Annotated in this window: 14 protein-coding genes; 3 read left to right on the forward strand and 11 right to left on the reverse strand. The window is 69.3% G+C overall.

Translation table 11 applies throughout. The features are described 5' to 3' along the window. Window positions 1-99: 99 nt before the first annotated feature. Entirely contained in the window at window positions 100-885 is a 786-nt protein-coding gene (locus OHA25_RS24650) for an ABC transporter ATP-binding protein (RefSeq protein WP_327589865.1), read from the forward strand. 2 nt (window positions 886-887) lie between these two features. After that, entirely contained in the window at window positions 888-1,859 is a 972-nt protein-coding gene (locus OHA25_RS24655; RefSeq protein ID WP_327591038.1) for an LLM class F420-dependent oxidoreductase, read from the forward strand. A gap of 5 nt (window positions 1,860-1,864) precedes the next feature. Here the strand turns inward: OHA25_RS24655 and OHA25_RS24660 are convergent, their stop codons facing one another. From OHA25_RS24660 to OHA25_RS24695, 8 genes are all read right to left on the reverse strand, one after another. Further along, a complete protein-coding gene (locus tag OHA25_RS24660; RefSeq protein WP_327589866.1) occupies window positions 1,865-3,022 on the reverse strand; it encodes an alkaline phosphatase PhoX in 1,158 nt (385 codons plus the stop codon). Between the two features lie 185 nt (window positions 3,023-3,207). Continuing rightward, window positions 3,208-3,864, reverse strand: coding sequence for a YqjF family protein (locus OHA25_RS24665; RefSeq protein WP_327589867.1), 657 nt, complete (start codon window positions 3,862-3,864; stop codon window positions 3,208-3,210). 62 nt (window positions 3,865-3,926) lie between these two features. Next, on the reverse strand, window positions 3,927-4,220 hold the full coding sequence (locus OHA25_RS24670; RefSeq protein WP_305915412.1) for a Fe-S cluster assembly protein HesB: 294 nt from the start codon (window positions 4,218-4,220) through the stop codon (window positions 3,927-3,929). Window positions 4,221-4,377: 157 nt separating this feature from the next. After that, window positions 4,378-6,078: an RICIN domain-containing protein gene (locus OHA25_RS24675; protein ID WP_327589868.1), complete on the reverse strand. Its 1,701-nt coding sequence runs from the start codon at window positions 6,076-6,078 to the stop codon at window positions 4,378-4,380. A 316-nt stretch (window positions 6,079-6,394) separates the two neighbouring features. After that, the gene (locus OHA25_RS24680) at window positions 6,395-8,110 is read right to left on the reverse strand and encodes an ABC transporter ATP-binding protein (RefSeq protein WP_327589869.1); all 1,716 of its coding nucleotides are present in this window, start codon (window positions 8,108-8,110) and stop codon (window positions 6,395-6,397) included. Further along, a complete protein-coding gene (locus tag OHA25_RS24685) occupies window positions 8,107-9,810 on the reverse strand; it encodes an ABC transporter ATP-binding protein (protein WP_327589870.1) in 1,704 nt (567 codons plus the stop codon). Before OHA25_RS24685 ends, OHA25_RS24680 begins: the two co-directional genes overlap by 4 nt. Before the next feature lie 103 nt (window positions 9,811-9,913). Next, window positions 9,914-10,372, reverse strand: coding sequence for a cupin (locus OHA25_RS24690; RefSeq protein ID WP_327589871.1), 459 nt, complete (start codon window positions 10,370-10,372; stop codon window positions 9,914-9,916). 12 nt (window positions 10,373-10,384) lie between these two features. After that, the gene (locus tag OHA25_RS24695; RefSeq protein ID WP_327589872.1) at window positions 10,385-11,281 is read right to left on the reverse strand and encodes an alpha/beta hydrolase; all 897 of its coding nucleotides are present in this window, start codon (window positions 11,279-11,281) and stop codon (window positions 10,385-10,387) included. A gap of 96 nt (window positions 11,282-11,377) precedes the next feature. Here OHA25_RS24695 and OHA25_RS24700 point away from each other — a divergent pair, with 96 nt between their 5' ends. Then, window positions 11,378-12,412 carry a PucR family transcriptional regulator gene (locus tag OHA25_RS24700; RefSeq protein ID WP_327589873.1) on the forward strand — a complete coding sequence of 345 codons (1,035 nt, stop codon included), beginning with the start codon at window positions 11,378-11,380 and terminating at the stop codon, window positions 12,410-12,412. Between the two features lie 68 nt (window positions 12,413-12,480). Here the strand turns inward: OHA25_RS24700 and OHA25_RS24705 are convergent, their stop codons facing one another. The 3 genes from OHA25_RS24705 to OHA25_RS24715 are packed head-to-tail and all read right to left on the reverse strand — an operon-like array spanning window position 12,481 to window position 15,748. After that, window positions 12,481-13,809, reverse strand: coding sequence for an alkaline phosphatase family protein (locus OHA25_RS24705; protein WP_327589874.1), 1,329 nt, complete (start codon window positions 13,807-13,809; stop codon window positions 12,481-12,483). Continuing rightward, a complete protein-coding gene (gene eboE, locus OHA25_RS24710; protein WP_327589875.1) occupies window positions 13,809-14,906 on the reverse strand; it encodes a metabolite traffic protein EboE in 1,098 nt (365 codons plus the stop codon). The genes OHA25_RS24705 and eboE overlap by 1 nt, the downstream gene beginning before the upstream one ends. Next, window positions 14,906-15,748: a TatD family hydrolase gene (locus OHA25_RS24715; protein ID WP_327589876.1), complete on the reverse strand. Its 843-nt coding sequence runs from the start codon at window positions 15,746-15,748 to the stop codon at window positions 14,906-14,908. Before OHA25_RS24715 ends, eboE begins: the two co-directional genes overlap by 1 nt.

The following is a 15,748-nucleotide window of genomic DNA, read 5'->3' on the forward strand; positions in this document are numbered from 1 at the left end:
CAACAAATGGCATCTAAGCCATAAGACTTCCATTTCCTGTCAATCCGTATACTCTGGTTCGACTGGATTAAAACCGCAGTCAGATGGAGAGCTGCGCGCATGATTGAGCTGGCTGGGGTTTCCCGCAGTTTCAGTGGACGATCCGGGATCGTGGAGGCGCTGCGCGGCATCGACCTGACCGTGGCCGAGGGCGAGTTCGTCGCTCTGGTCGGCCGATCGGGATGCGGTAAATCTACACTTCTGAGGCTTGTCGCCGGTTTATTACCGCCGACCGAAGGCGAGATCACGGTCGCCGACCGGCAGGTCACCAAGGCACGGCGCGACATCGCGATGCTCTTCCAGCGGCCCGCGCTGCTGCCCTGGCGGTCGGTCATCGACAACGTGCTGCTCCCGGTGGAGATCTTCGGCTGGCGGCGGGCGGCGCATCGTGAACGCGCCCTGCGGCTTCTGGAGATGGCCGGGCTGGCCGGCTTCGAGAAGCGCCTGCCGCACGAGCTGTCCGGCGGCATGCAGCAGCGGGTCGCCCTCTGCCGGTCGCTGGTCGGCAACCCCCGGGTGATGCTGATGGACGAGCCGTTCTCCGCGCTCGACGCGATCACGCGTGAGGAACTGTCGGTGGAGTTGCAGCGCGTGCACATGGAAAACGCGCTGACCATCGTCTTCGTCACCCACTCCATCGATGAGGCGGTGCTCCTGGCCGATCGGGTGGTGGTTCTCACCCCGCGTCCGGGACGAATCCGGGAGGTGGTCGACATCCGCATCCCGCGCCCGCGGACCCTGGGCCGCAACGCCCATTTCGAAGAGGTCGCACGATGCAGCGCCGATTTGCACGAGCTGCTGGTGGGGTGGGGCACGTCCGCGGTGGCCCGGGAGAGGGGACAGTGAGCATGCGCGTGTGCGTCTTCACCGAGCCGCATCGCGGCGCCACCTACGACGATCAGCTGCGGATGGCGCGGCTGGCCGAGGACGGCGGCTTCGAGGGCTTCCTGCGCGCCGACCACTACCGGTCCATGGAGCTCGAGGGCGGCCTGCCCGGTCCCACGGACGCTTGGGTGACTCTGGCCGGCCTGGCCAGGGAGACCTCCCGGATCCGGCTGGGCACGCTGGTCTCCTCGGCGACCTTCCGGCTGCCCGGTCCCCTCGCGATGATCGTCGCGCAGGTGGACCAGATGAGCGGCGGCCGGGTGGAGTTCGGCATCGGCACGGGCTGGTACGAGCGGGAGCACACCGCCTACGGCATCCCGTTCCCCCCGGTCGGTGAGCGCTTCGACCGGCTGGAGGAGCAGCTCGCCATCATCACGGGGCTGTGGGCCACGCCGCCCGGCGGCCGGTTCAGCCACCACGGCAAGAACTACCGGCTGGTCGACGCCCCTGCCTTGCCCAGGCCGACGCAGCGGCCGTGGCCGCCGATCATTATCGGCGGCCGTGGACCGAAGCGCACCCCGCGGCTCGCGGCCCGCTACGCGGACGAGTTCAATCTGCCGTTCAGGAATGTGCCGGAGACCGCAGAGGCGTTCGAGCGCGTCGTCGAGGCGCAGGAGCGGATCGGCCGGCCTCGCGACGGCCGTGCTCCGCTGGTGCTCTCCGCCGGCATCGTCGTCGCGATCGGGCGCAACGATGCGGAGGCCCGGCGCCGGGCGGCCCCGTTGCACGTGCCGAGTGCGCTGCCGCCGGAGGATCCGGTGATCGGCTCACCCGCCCAGCTCGTCGACCGGATTGGCGAGTTCGCCGCGATCGGCGCCACCCGCGTGCATCTGCGCCTGCTCGACTTCGCTGATCTCGATCACCTGGATTTGATCGCAGCGGAGGTGCTACCGCAACTCGACAGTGGGCGTGACGCCGCCCGAACGTACGGCTGACCGGCTCAGGTGCGGAACGGGCCGGTCACGCAGTAGGTGATTCCGCCGGACGACGATCCCGAGGTGCCGCGCTGAGAGGAGAAGTAGAGCCGGTTGCCGGCGGGGTTGAAGGCCGGCCCGGTGATCTCCGACGAGCCCTGGCCGTTGATCCGCAGGAACGGGGAGATCGTGTCATCGGGAGTGATCAGGCAGATCTCCATGTTGCCGCCGTCCTCGGCCACATAAAGGTCGCCGAAGGAGGAGCCGGTGACGTTGTCGACGCCGGTGAGCGGCGGCGTCCCCGGGCTGACGAGCCTGTCGTCGTAGGCGAGTTCGTAGGTGTTGCTCGTCAGGTTGACCTGCCACACCCGGTTGTCCCCCTTTGTGGTGAACCAGACCGTGTCGTTGGCGTAGTGGCAGCCCTCGCCGCCGTTGAAGGACTTCGAACCCGACACCTGGCTGCGTGTGGCCGTCGGCGAGCCGTCGGAGTCGGGGACGTCCGCCCAGGTGAAGGAGCCTGAGGTGGAGGAGCCCGCCATCAGGACCTGCAGGGTGCCCGATGACAGGTCCCCCCAGGTCGTGGGGACGAAGCGGTAGAAACGGCCGTTGGTTTCGTCTTCGGTCAGGTAGATCACTCGTCGGACCGGGTCGGCGGCGGCCGCCTCGTGCTTGAAGCGGCCCATGGCCGGGCGTCGCACGGCGGCGCCGCCGAAGGGGTAGGTCTCGTAGACGAAGCCCCGGCTGACCTCCTCGCACGACAACCACGTGTTCCAGGGGGTCTTGCCGCCCGCGCAGTTCGTCCGGGTGCCGGACAGGATCCGGTAGGCCGAAGTGACGGCGCCGGCGGCGTCGAAGCGGATGGCCGAGGCGCCGCCGCCCGGGTTGATCTCGGAGTTGGACACGTAGATCCAGCCGCGGCCGTCGGCGAAGCACGCGCCTCCGTCGGGGGCGTTGTGCCAGGTGTAGGACGTGCCGGCGACGGCCCGGCCGGAGCGGGCGATGACTTGGCTGGTGAAGCCGGCGGGCAGGCGAATGCCGTTGGCATCCGCGGCTTCCAAGGGGCCGTACGGGCCGGGGGCGTTCTGAGCCGGCGCGGCGAGAGCCGCTCCCTGCCAGAGACTGCCGGAGAAGGCGATCGTGCTCGCACCGAGGACCGAGGCGCGCAGGAAATGACGACGTTCCATCACCAAACCTCCCTGACGGGGGTGCAGCCTCGCCGACGGTAAGTCGGGCACATGGACGACGTCATGTCAGGAAAGTTAACAGCAACGGTGAGCCGCGCCACATTCCAGTACGGCCCGCGCGTGTCTCAGCGGCCTGGAGGTGCCCAACGGCGGTCACGGCGACCCGCTCACCTGCCCGCACTAGGTCACCAGGTCCACATGCCCACCCGTGACGACACTCCCGGAGAGGCGTGCAGGAGGGGAGCCCCTTCTGGGGCGGGCAGTCCCGCGACCTGCACCAGATCCTGCTTCAGGCTGATCAGGCGAGCCTGGCACAACGGCCACGCAGGGTGCTCCACCTGCGCGGCTGCCAGCCGGCCGGCCACGAGGGTGAACAGCAGGAAGCGGGCGGTCAGGAAGTGCGCGAGCTCGTCGCGCTCGCTCTCCGCCAGCGGCGCGCCCGCCTCCACCTCCACGTCGCATCGCGCGCCGCACGGTCCCGGCCAGCGTCGCCGGCAGCGGTACACGGTACGACCGTCCTTGGCGTCCACCGACATGTCCGACCAGAAGTACGGCAGCCAATAGCCACTGCGACCGGCAAGGGCGGCGGGCAGGAGTCCGGCGTCCAAGGACAGGAACCAGATCCCGGAGCGGCCACGAGCGTCGCGCACGTACGTCCGCAGGTTGGTCTCCGGGAATCGGGACAGCCACGGCAACGCGGGGATGCCGGGGACCCGTACCCCTTGCATGAGAAAGGGTGTGAGCCCCACCCACGCCGCTCGGTCGAAGGTCTCGACCGTGAGGCCGGCCGGCAGCATGGCCTGCACCCGTGCGGGCGGATAGCGCCAGTGGATGAAGGTCATCTCTGACCATTGGTGATACATCACCGGCCAGGTGACGTGGGGTGACGGTGGCGCTCGCACGGTCACGTCGTTTGGTCGATGATCCGGAAGGTCGGCTGGTGCTCCTGCGTCATCTCCGCGTCGAGGGTCTTGTCGTCCAGGAATGAGGCCGCGGTCGGTTCGAGATATACCCGGACGCCCTCGGATTCGAGGATTTGATCGTCGGGGTGTGGTCCGCCCGAGATCGACAGTTCGAGAGATCTGCCGGGCCCGTCGACGGACAACGATGCGATGCGCAGGCCGGTTTCTGGCGGCGTTTCCGGTTGTGATGTCAGATCGCGGATTGCTGCGACCGCGTCCGCGGTCAGCGTGAGCACGGTGACTCCTCGGTCGGCGAAGCTGTCAGTGGTCGTGGAGAGGTTGCCCTGTCGCTTGCCCTGAACTCCTTGCCCGTGCCGAGAAGCCGATAACCCCCATTGTGGTCAAATACCTCCGCCGCGGCGGGCTGCCGCGGCGGTCAGGCGGCGGAGTCCGTCAGGGGGTTACCGGGGTGCCGCCGAAGGTCACGACGAGGCGGCCGTCGGAGGCGAAGGACCAGCCCAGGGTGCCGGTGTAGGAGGAGCACCGGGACCCGTTCGAGCCGGACCAGAACTGGTTCGTGCTGTCGGCGTTCCCAACGATCTTGTCGTTGGTTCCGCTGCTGCTGCGACACGAGGTGTTGTTGCGGAACACCGAGGTGCCGGCCTCGAACGTGAAGTTGCGCTCGGTGTTGTCGATGCTGACGTTGTTCGCTATCGACATGGTGCCGGGGTTGCGATTGTAGGTGAATCCGTGCTTGCCGTTGCGGTAGGCGATGGTGCGCCGGACGACGTGGTTGACGCCGATGTCCTCGCCACCGAGCTTGAAGCCGTTGCGGTCGCCGTTGCCGGCCTGGCCGCCGTTGCTGAGGGTGCCGTTGTTGTAGGCCAGGGAGTCCTCGATGGTCACCGCGCCGATGGCTCCCGTGTCCGTCTTGGTGTAGAGGTCCCAGCCGTCGTCGATGTTGTTGCGGGCCACCGCGTAGCGGAAGACGTTCCCGGAACCGACGGTGAGCTTGGCGGCGAAGCCGTCGGCGTCCTCGCCGTCGGAGTCGGCGTTGTCGTGCGACAACGCGCTCAGGACGAGGTTGTTGGACGGCCACTGATCACGGGGGGTGGTGGAGACGGTCCGCGACAGCTGCAGGCCCGTGTCGCGGTTGAACCGTGTCACCGTGCGCTCGAAGATATTGTTGCTGCCTCCGACGAAGATGCCGTTGTCACCGGCACGCTCGACGGTGATGCCGTAGACGTGCCAGAAGGACCCGTTCACGGCAAGCCCGCGGTTGGCCGGGTCCTCGCTCTGGGCGGAGAAGTTCAGCACCGGAGTCTCACCCGGGTAGGCGGACAGTTTCTTGCGGGCGCTGGAGGTGCCGTTGTTGCCCGGCGCGATGGTGACCGTCTGCGAGAAGGCGTACGTCCCGCCGCGCAGGTAGATCGTCCCGCCGGGAGCGACGCGGGTGATCGCCGAGGTGAGCGTCGTCGGGCTCGCCTGCGTCCCTGCTGCGCTGTCGGTGCCATTGGGGGCCACATACAGCGTGCCGGCGGACGGGGTCGGCGTGCCGCCGCCGGTGGGGGTGACGGTCGGGGTGGGGGTGGGTGTGGGGCTGGTGGTCGGGCCGCCGCCGCTGCCCGCGGGCCGCAGCGTCCACTGCTTGGTGATCGCCGAGTCGCAGGAGTTCTGCTGTAACAGGGCGCCGGCGGCGGTGGAGTTGTCCTTGACGTTGAGGCACTTGCCGCCGTTGGTGTTGACCACGCGGTAGTGGGATCCGGAGACGGTGAGCTGCCAGGTCTGTGAGGCGGAGCCCGTGCACGTTTCCTGCTGTACGGCCTTGCCGGCGCTGGTGGAGGCGTCGCGAATGCCGAGGCACTTGCCGCTGTGCTCGGCCTTGATCTGATAGTTGGCGCCGGAGGCGGTGATCGTGAAGATCTGTCCGGCGGCCTCGGCGCAGGAGTTCTGCACAAGTTGCACGCCGTCGCCGGTGCTGGGTCCGGGTACGGCGGCGCACAGGGCGCTGCCGGCGTTGACCAGCATGTAGTTGCCGTTGGATGGGGCTGCCGAGGCCGGTGCGTTGAGCATGGTCACCAGGCCGCCCGTGGTGACGAGTCCGGCGGTCAGCACGACCGTCAGCCTTCTGCCGAGATGTTCTCTTGTGCGCACGTCCAGCTCCCTTCGTATGAGTGCTGTGGAGGTGTCGGTTCAGGGCATGGCAAAGCAGATCCCGCTTCTGCAGTTCTTCAGCTCGCCAGGCCCAGCCCGCAGGGGGTGGCTATGTGGATGTGCTGTCACGCGTGTCGTTCTCTGCGCGTTGCGCCCAACAACCGGTTGCAGACACAGTGGCGTTACATGAACGAAACGTCAATACATCTAGGTAAAACTGCAAACGACGCGACCCATTGTGCCTGGTCGCGTCGTTAATCCTGCAACAACCGATTGCAAAAAGCGGCTTGGGCGCTTGTCAGGCCGGGTTAGTACGTCATTCACTCGCCGCCGGTGTCAGGGACATGGTCCAGAAATCGGCGTAGCGGCCGCCGCGGCGCAGCAGCTCGTCGTGGTTGCCTTCCTCCACGATCCGGCCGTCGTCCAGGAAGACGATGCGATCGGCGCGTTGGACGGTCCGCAGCCGATGCGCGACCATCACCACCGTCCGGCCCGCCATCAGGCGCTCGATGCCCTCGTGGACGGCCGCCTCGTTCACCGGGTCCAGTGCGGAGGTCACCTCGTCCAGCAGCACGATGGGCGCGTTCTTCAGCAGCGCTCGCGCGATCGAGACACGCTGGCGCTCACCACCCGACAGCAGTGCGCCGCCCTCGCCGACCTTGCTCGCCCATCCGCCGGGCAGCCGTTCGATCACCTCGTCCAGCCCCGCGGCGGTCGCTGCCGCCCGCACCTCGTCAACGCCCGCGTCGGGGCGGCCGAGCTGTACGTTCTCCTCGATGGTGCCGTCGAAGAGGTAGACGTCCTGGAAGACGATGGCGATCTGCGCCATCAACACCTCGGTGTCGATGGCCCGCACGTCCACACCGCCCACGCGCACCGCGCCCGCGTCCACGTCGTAGAACCGCGCGAGCAACTGCAGCAGGGTGCTCTTGCCGGCGCCCGAGGGTCCGACGACGGCGAGTCGCCGTCCCTCGGGCACGGACAACGACACGTTGTCGATCACGGTGCGGTCGCCATGGTGAAAGGTGACGGACGCGAACTCCAGGTGGTGGCGTTCCGGCTGGATCGGTTCGCGGGGTTCCGGCAGCGGCTCGGTACGCAAGACCGTGTCGAGTCTGGCCAACTCGGCGCGTGCGCTGCGGAGTTGGCCGCCGATATCCGTCAGCGACAGCAGCGGGTCGGCGCAACGGGCGGCCAGCACCAGGATCGTCAATACTTCTGCCGCACCGATGGCCCCGCCGAGCGCGAGGTAGGCGCCCAGGACGAGCACCACGGTGAAGATCGCCTGCACCGTGAGGGTCAGGCCCACGACGCCGGGCAGCGCCTTCAGCACGCTACGCCGGGAGGCACGCCGGAGATCCCGCAGCGAGTCGTCGAGGACCTTGAATCGTTCGACGGTCCGGCCGCCGGCTCGCAGCACCGGCTGGGCCTGGAGGTATTCGATGACTCGCCCGGTGGCCTCCTTGTCGCGTTCATGGCGCTCGGCATCGGTGGCGGCCGTCGAACGTCCCGTCCAGATCTGGACGGCCACCACGATCGGTGCGGCGGCCAACGCGGCCAAGCCCAGCTGCCAGTTGAAGGCGAGCATCACGGCCACGATCGTCAGGGGCGTCACAGAGGCGGAGATCAACGGTGTCAGCAGATGCGCGATCACGCTCATCGCCCGCAGGAGGCCGCGGCTGGCCAGGACGGACACCTCCCCGACCCGGCCGGTGTCGTACCAGCCGAGGGGCAGCCGGGCCAGATGATCGCCGAGCCGGTGGTACATGCCACGCAACATCGTGGTCCCGACGCGGAAACCGGACAGATCGCTGAGGTAGCGCAGCACCGCGTAGACCGCGACGGCCGCCCCGAACGCGATCAGCCACGGCACGGCGTCGGCGGGCGTGCTGCCCAGCAGTGCCCGCAGCACCGGAACCAGCAGCGCGTAGGACAACCCCTCGGCTATCGCCGTCGTCGTCATCAGGGCTACGGTGCGGCGCACCGGCTGGGCGTAGTGGTGTCCCAGCACCCGTAGCAGCATGCGAATCATCGGGGCTCATCTCCTCGGGATCGCCAGAACGCGGCGAACGTTCCGTTCTGTGCCAGCAGCTCGGCGGGCCTGCCGCGCTCGACGATCGACCCGTTCTCCAGCACCACGACGGTGTCGGCGTCAGCGACCGTCTCCAGCCGATGGGCGATGACCAGGATCGTCCGATCGCCCTTCAGCGTCGCCAGGGTCCGGCGTACCGCCTGTTCGGTGTGCGGGTCGGCGAAGGAGGTCGCCTCGTCGAGCACCAGCACGGGCGCGTCGGCGAGCAGGGCGCGGGCGAGCGAGATCCGCTGGGCCTCGCCACCCGACAGCCCGGCCTCTTCACCGATCACCGTCTCGTATCCGCGCGGCAGCTCGAGAATCCGATCATGGATGCCCGCCAGGCGGGCGGCGCGCATCACGTCATCGCGGTCGGCGTGCGGTACCGCCAGCGCGATGTTGTCCGCGACCGATGCGCGCAGCAGGCGTACGTCCTGGAAGACGAAGGAGACCATCCGGTACAGCTCCCGGCTGCCGATCTCGCGCAGATCGACGCCGCCCAGGACGACCGAGCCGTGAGTCGGGTCGAAGAACCGCGGCAGCAGCTGGACCAGGGTGGACTTTCCGCTTCCCGACGGCCCCACGATCGCGGTGACCGTGCCCGGCTCGAGCACCAGGTCGATCCCGCGCAGCACCTCGTGATCATCTTCATAACCAAATCGGACGCCACGCAGTTCCACCCGATGCCCTTGTGGGGCGAGCGGGTGCGCGGGCTCCGGTAGCGACGGGACCGCGAGCACGCCCCGGATCCGGCCGAGCGCGCGCCGGGCGGCCTGCAGGTCGTCGAAGCCGTGGCCCAGAGCCGCCACCGGAGCGGTCAAGCCCAGTCCGAGCAGGAGGAAGGGCAGCAGGTCGACCGGGGCCAGGCCACCGTTCGCGATCAGAGCCGCACCGCCGATCAGCACGACCAGCAGCACGAACGGCGGCGACAGCGCCAGCTGCATCCCCGCGGCGAACCCGGACAGACCGCGCGCCCAGCGGAGAAAAGTGTCGGCGAAATCGTCCGCGGCCGTGCGGAATTTGCGGTGGGTTCTTTCGGATCCGCCGAACGCCTTGACCACTGATATGCCTTGGACGAACTCGACGACGGAACTGGCGATCCGTCCCATCGCCGCATCGAACTCCTCCTGCTCGCGCATCCGGGCCGGGGTCATCATCAGGGGGACCAGCGCCACTGCCAGCGCCACCGGTATCAGCGTGATCAGCGTGAGCCGCCAGTCGACGGTGAACAGGTAGATCAGCGACACCAGTGGCACCACGAATGCGGAGACAAGCTCGCCGGGGGTGTGGGCGATGAACGGGTGCACCGCACTCACGTCCTCCCCCACCACCTTCGCCAGCTCGCCGGTCCGGCGCCGGGAGAACCAGCCGATCGGCACTCGCCCCAGCCACGCGGCCAGCTGCCGGCGAAACGCCAGTTGCACCTGACCGTCGACAACATGCCCGATCCCGGACGATGCGGCCGTGAACAGCAGCCGGACGAACAAGCCGGCCACACCCACGATCAGCACCATCCAGACATGACCGTGATCGACCGGGCCGGGCGACAACAAGGCACGACCCAGCTCGACGACCGCCAGCAGCGGCGCCAAACCCGCGACCGCGCCGATCACCTGCAGGATCACCACGGCAGCGAAACTCCACAGATGCGGGCGCAGCAACCGTGGAATGCTCGGGCCAGCCGCCGAATCGGCATCCGGTGGCGGTATGGACTGCTCCCTCGCCGGGGCAAGGTCGGTGGTGGTCATCACTCTCCCGTCTTCGTCAATCTCGTCGTGACCAGGCCCGTGGCCGAGCCGATGGCGGATCAGGACAGAGTTGGAGGGGTTGGGCCAAGGCTTCCGCCCGCGGCTCCAGCCGGCTGCCACGCGGCAGAGTGACGGCCATGATGTTGCTGGGAATGTCCAGCTCGATGCGGTGCCATCGTCCGCGAGGGACGATGGCAGCGGTTCCGGCCGTCAGCCTGATCTCCTCCTCCTGTTGTCCCGGCCGCTCCGGACGGAGATAGAGGCGGATTTTCCCGATGAGGCAGGCCACGATCTCCTCGGCCTCGGGGTGGACTTCCCAGTGGTCGGCGTGCACGTCGGCGGCGGTCTTCGCGTGGAAGGCCAGCAGCTGCCAGCCGTCCTGGTCGAAGTCCGTTGTTCTTTTCCCGGCGTGAATCGTGCCGCCTTGGTGAAGGTGGACAGAGGACGCGAGGAGATCGATCGAGGTGACCGTCATGCCGCGACGACCTCACTCGGCCAGGGCACGGCGCAGAGCGGCGCCGAGTTCGGCGATCTGCCGCTGCGACACCTCGGCGGACAGGATCGCCTGCGACCCGTGGAAGGTGCCGGGCCACTGGTGCAGCTCGACCGACACGCCCGCCTGCAGCAGGCGCAGCGCGTAGGCGATGTCTTCGTCGCGGCTCGGGCAGAACTCCGCGGTGGCGATGTAGGCAGGGGGCAGACCGGACAGATCGCCGGCCCGCGCTGGGGCGGCGTACGGCGTGGCGGGCGCGGAACCCAGGTAGTGCCGCCACGCTGCGGTGACTTTGTCGCGATTCATCCAGGGCGTATCGGTGAAGTGCCGCTGCGACCACGTCTCCTGCCGGTCGTCGAGCGAGGGCTGATTGAGCAGCTGGAAGCGGATGGGCGGTCCCTGCTCATCGCGCGCCCGCAACGTCACCGCGGCCGCGAGGCCCGCGCCGGCGCTGTGACCTCCGACCGCGATGCGGGCGGGGTCGATGCCGAGCTCGGCGGCATGCTCGGCCGTCCAGGTCAGCACGGTGTAGACGTCGTCCAGGGCGGCCGGGAACGGATGCTCGGGAGCCAGCCGGTAGCCCACCGAGATCACCACCGCGCCGGAGCCGTCCGCGACCCGGATGGCCCACGGGTGCTCGGTGTCCAGGTCACCCATGACAAATCCGCCGCCGTGCAGCCAGATGATGGCGGCCTGCGCGCCGTGGGGGCGATAGATCCGCACCGCGACCTCCGGATCGGCGGGCACCATGCGGTCCTCGATCTCCATGTCCGCGGTGTCCGGCACCGGCGCCGCGGCGGCCAGCGCGGCGAAGTTCTTGCGCTCGGTGACCGGATCGGTCAGGTCGGCCTTGGGGAACAACGGGATGAATGCTTCCAGTTCGGGATCCATGTCAGCCATCCTCACAGTGGCCACCCTCCGAGATCAGCCGCCATCCGTCGGGCATCCCGCCTGGATCATGCACCGATCGTCGCTTACCCTCCTGTCATGGAGGTACTGGCGGAACGGCTGTCGCAACTGGATTCGCAAGCCGGAGGGGCGATCCGGGTGGTCATGTTCTACGACACGCTGATGCGCCGGCGGGTGGACCTCCCGGCGCTCGCCCGGGCCTCGGCGGGCCTGGCCGAGTGCGTGGCCGGGATCCGGCTCCACGGCACCGGCCGGACGATCCGCATGTCGCCCGACGGCAGACAGGCGTCCGCCCCGCCGCCACCCGCGTCCACCACGGTGCCGATCACCCTCGACGGGGAGGAGATCGGCACGGTGTGGCTGGAACGCCCCGGCACGCCAGGTTCCCTCGACGAACTGCTGCTGGACCGGCTCGCCATCGCCGCCACGACGGTCGTCGAGAGGTACGGCCCGGCCCGCACCACCATGGCCGACCCCGGCCTCGTCGAACTCGTGATCAGCTCCGACAGCGACGAGGCGGCCAGAGCCCGGGCGCTACGGCTCTTGGGTTTCGCCGCCGCCCTGCCGGTCCGGGTCGTCGCCGTACGGTCACAGGTTCCGCTCGACCAGGTCGGCGGCCTGGTCTGCCCGGCCCGGCCGGTGAAGGCGGCACCGCTCGCCGACGTGGGCGTCATCCTGGCCACCACCCTGGACCCGGCCCGGTTTCCCGCGGGCGTACGCGCGGGCATCGGCGCCGCCGACAGCCCCGACCGGTCCTGGCGGGAAGCCCGCACCGCCCTCCGCTTCGCCACCCCACGCCAGCCGGTCGTCCACTACGACGACCTGGGTGCGCTGGCGCTCCTGGCCGAGATACCTCGGGACGCCTCGCGCGACAACACCGACGTGGCCGCGGTCGCGCGGATGGCCGGCAACCCAGAAGACCTGGAGACCCTGGACGCCTACTGCGCCACCGGCTCTCTACGGCAGGCGGCCGACCGGCTCCACCTGCACCACAGCAGCGTCGCCCGCCGGCTCGAACAGCTCGGCAAGACCCTGGGCATCGAGCTCACCGAGCCCACCGGACTGATACGGGTCAGGCTCGCCCTCACCGCATGGCGGCTGCTCGACGACTGAGGAAGGTCCGGCTTCGGCCGGGTTCGCTCCCGGCACAGCAGCCGGCCGAACCGGAGCCTGGTGGCCGTTCAGGCGTCGTTCAGCAGGCCGATGAGGAGGTCCTTCACGGCGGTGGACTCGTAGGCGTCGCGGTCGAAGGGGCCGAGAAGGAGCGGGCCATCGGCCGGGGAGTCGGGGAGGCGGCCGTGGCTGCCGCGGACGGGGGACGGGTCGAGAGGGATCACCGACATCGTGTAGCGGAAGCCAAGGAGCTTCCTGGCCAGCGCCATTCCCGCACGCACCTTGACGAAGGGGTCGGAGGGGTCCATGAAGAGTTCGGCGGGGTCATAGCCGGGCTTGCGGTGGATGTCCACCAGGCGGGCGAAGTCGGGGGCGCGGTCGTCGGAGAGCCAGTAGTAGTACGTGAACCAGGCGTCCGGCTCCGCGACCGCGACCAGCTCGCCGGCCCGCTCGTGGTCCAGACCGTACTTCGCCTGGCCGGTGCGGTCGAGGAGCTCATCGACGCCGGGAAGCTCGGCGATGACCGCCCGGGTTCGCTCCAGGTCGGCCGGGTCGCGGACGTAGACGTGGGCGAGCTGGTGGTCGGCCACGGCGAAGGCGCGCGACGCCCACGGGTCGAGGTATTCCATGCCGGCCTGGGTGTAGACCTCCAGGAGTCCGGCTGACCGCAGGGCCCGGTTGATGTTCACCGGCCTGGCGGCCGGGGTGATGCCGTACTCGGAGACGATCACGATGGTCGCGTCCTCGGCGAGCAGCGGGGTCAGGGCGGCGTCCACCTGCCGGGCGGCCGCCACCGCCTCCGGGCCCGCGGGGCCGTAGCGCTGCAGGTCGTAGTCGAGGTGTGGGACGTAGACCATGAGCAGGTCGGGACGTTCCGCGTGCAGGATGTGGCGCGCGGCGCCGACGATCCAGCGGGTGGACGCGATCCCGGCCGTCGGACCCCAGTAGTTGAACAGGGGGAAGGTGCCGAGCTCGGCCTCCAAGGCGTCGTGGAGGGACGGCGGGCGGGTGTAGCAGTCGGGGGACTTGCGGCCGTCGGCGTGGTAGATCGGGCGCGGCGTGACGAGGATGTCGCTGGCCGCGCCCATGGCATACCACCAGCAGACGTTGGCCGTGCGCGCGCCTGGCACCGCGCTCCACAACTGCTCCCCTTGGATCAGCGCGTTGTGCTGGCGCCACAGGAAGATCTCGCCGAGGTCCCTGAAGTACCAGCCGTTGCCCACGATGCCGTGCTCGCGCGGCATCGTGCCCGTCAGCAGCGTGGCCTGCATGGTGCAGGTCACCGCGGGCAGGACCGGGCGCAGCGAGGCGGCGTTGCCGACCTTGGCGACGTTGGGCATGTGGGCCAGCAGGGCCGGGGTCAGGCCGACCACGTTGATCACGACGAGGGGCGCCATCACAGCTCCTTCAGGCCGAGCTCGGCCAGCCGGCCGCGCGTCCAGTCGAGTTCGGCCGCGATGCCCTCGGCCGCGTCGGACGGGCCTCCCGGCATGACCGTCCAGGTGTACGTCTCGACCTCGACGTGCCGCGTGAGCGCGGTGTCACCCCCGAGGAGAGTACGCAGCAGCCCGCGCAGATAGGGAGCCGTGGTCGTCAGCGGCGGCGGGAGCTCGGCGTGCAGCGGCATGTGGAAGTGGACGCGCCACGTCTCGCCCGGGGGCAGCGCCCCGCCCATCGCCTCGCCCAGGTCGTCGGTGAAGCCCGAGGCCGAGCGGGTCTGGTGGAGGAAACGATGCTCGTCGTAGGCGGCGAGCGCGCTCTGCGTGTACGGCGCGGCCTCCAACGCGCAGGAGGCCTGCAGCTTGACGACCGGGAGGGTGAGGTCGGGAGGGTCTTCGAAGCCGACCGCCGCGTGGCAGGCATCCAGGCAGAGGCCGAGCAGGTCCAGGTGCGGCAGGAGGGCGGTGGCCTGCGGGGTGGTCTCCACGATGCAGCCGGGCTCCGGTTCGAAGCCGACCCGGATGGTCTTGCCGGAGCGCGAGGAGAGCGCGTGCAGCTCATCACACAGGGTCGCGATATTTCGGGAAACGGCCTCCGCCTTGGTGGGGGTCCAGTCCGTACGCCACGCCAGGGGGAGGGTCGAGATCGTGCCCTCCGCGACGTCGGCCGGCAGCAGCTGGGCAAGGATCTCCGCCAGGTCGAGCGTGTACCGCAACCGTGACGGCGACGCCCAGTCGGGCTCGTACACCCGATATTTCACGACCTCCTGCTGGAAGCCCCGGTAGGGGAAACCGTTGAGCGTCACGACCTCGAGACCGAGCCGCTCGAGGGCGGCGCGCAGCCGTACCAGCTCGGAGGGGTCGGCGAGCAGCGTCGACGCGACGTCGCGCGACAGCCACAACCCCAGCCCGAGGCGGTCCACGCCGAGCAGCGAGCGGACTCGGGAGCACGCGCCGGCGAGCTGGTCGTGAACGCCGGGCAGGGTCTCGGCGGGGTGGACGTTGGTGCAGTAGGCGAGGTGGACGGTCGAGCCGTCCGGGTGGCGGAAGCGCATCAGCCGCCCCGCTTGATCGTGTTGCCGGCGTAGTCGGGGGCCTCGGTGACCGCGTCGGAGAGTTTGCCGCTCTGGCCGTAGAAGGCGACCGGGTTGCGCCACAGCACCTGGTCCACGTCGTCGTCGGTGAACCCGGCCCCGAGCATCTGCTCGGCGACCTCGCGGGTCTTGAGCGGGTCGCTCTTGCCCCAGTCGGCAGCGGAGTTCACCAGCACGCGGTCGGTGCCGTACGCGCGGAGGATCGCCACCATCCGATCGGGATCCATCTTCGTATCTGGATATATCGAGAAACCCATCCAGCAACCGGACTCGGCGACCATACCGACGGTCATCTCGTTGAGATGATCGACGACGACCAACTCGGGGGCCAGGCCGGCCGCGCGGACGACGTCGAGGGAGCGGCGGGTGCCCGCGGCCTTGTCACGGTGCGGGGTGTGCACCAGCACCGGCAGCTCCGCCTCGACCGCGAGCTGCAGTTGCGCCTCGAAGGCTTTGTCCTCCGCCGGGGTCATCGAGTCGTAGCCGACCTCGCCGACCGCGACGACCGAGTCCTTCAGCAGGTAGCGGGGGAGCTCGGTGAGCACCTCGGCGCAGCGCGGATCGTTGGCCTCCTTCGGGTTGAGCGCCAGGGCACAGTGGTGGCGGATGCCGTACTGCGCCGCCCGGTACGGCTCCCAGCCGAGCAGCCCGTCGAAGTAGTCGAGGAAGCTGCCCACGTTCGTCCGCGGCTGCCCCAGCCAGAAGGCGGGCTCGACCAGCGCCCGCACGCCGGCGTCGCGCATCCGCTCGTAGTCGTCGGTGGTGCGTGAGGTCATGTGGATGTGGGGGTCGAAGATTCGCAT

Origin of the sequence: Nonomuraea sp. NBC_00507 (genome assembly GCF_036013525.1) — a bacterium.
In the GTDB taxonomy this organism is placed as follows: domain Bacteria; phylum Actinomycetota; class Actinomycetes; order Streptosporangiales; family Streptosporangiaceae; genus Nonomuraea.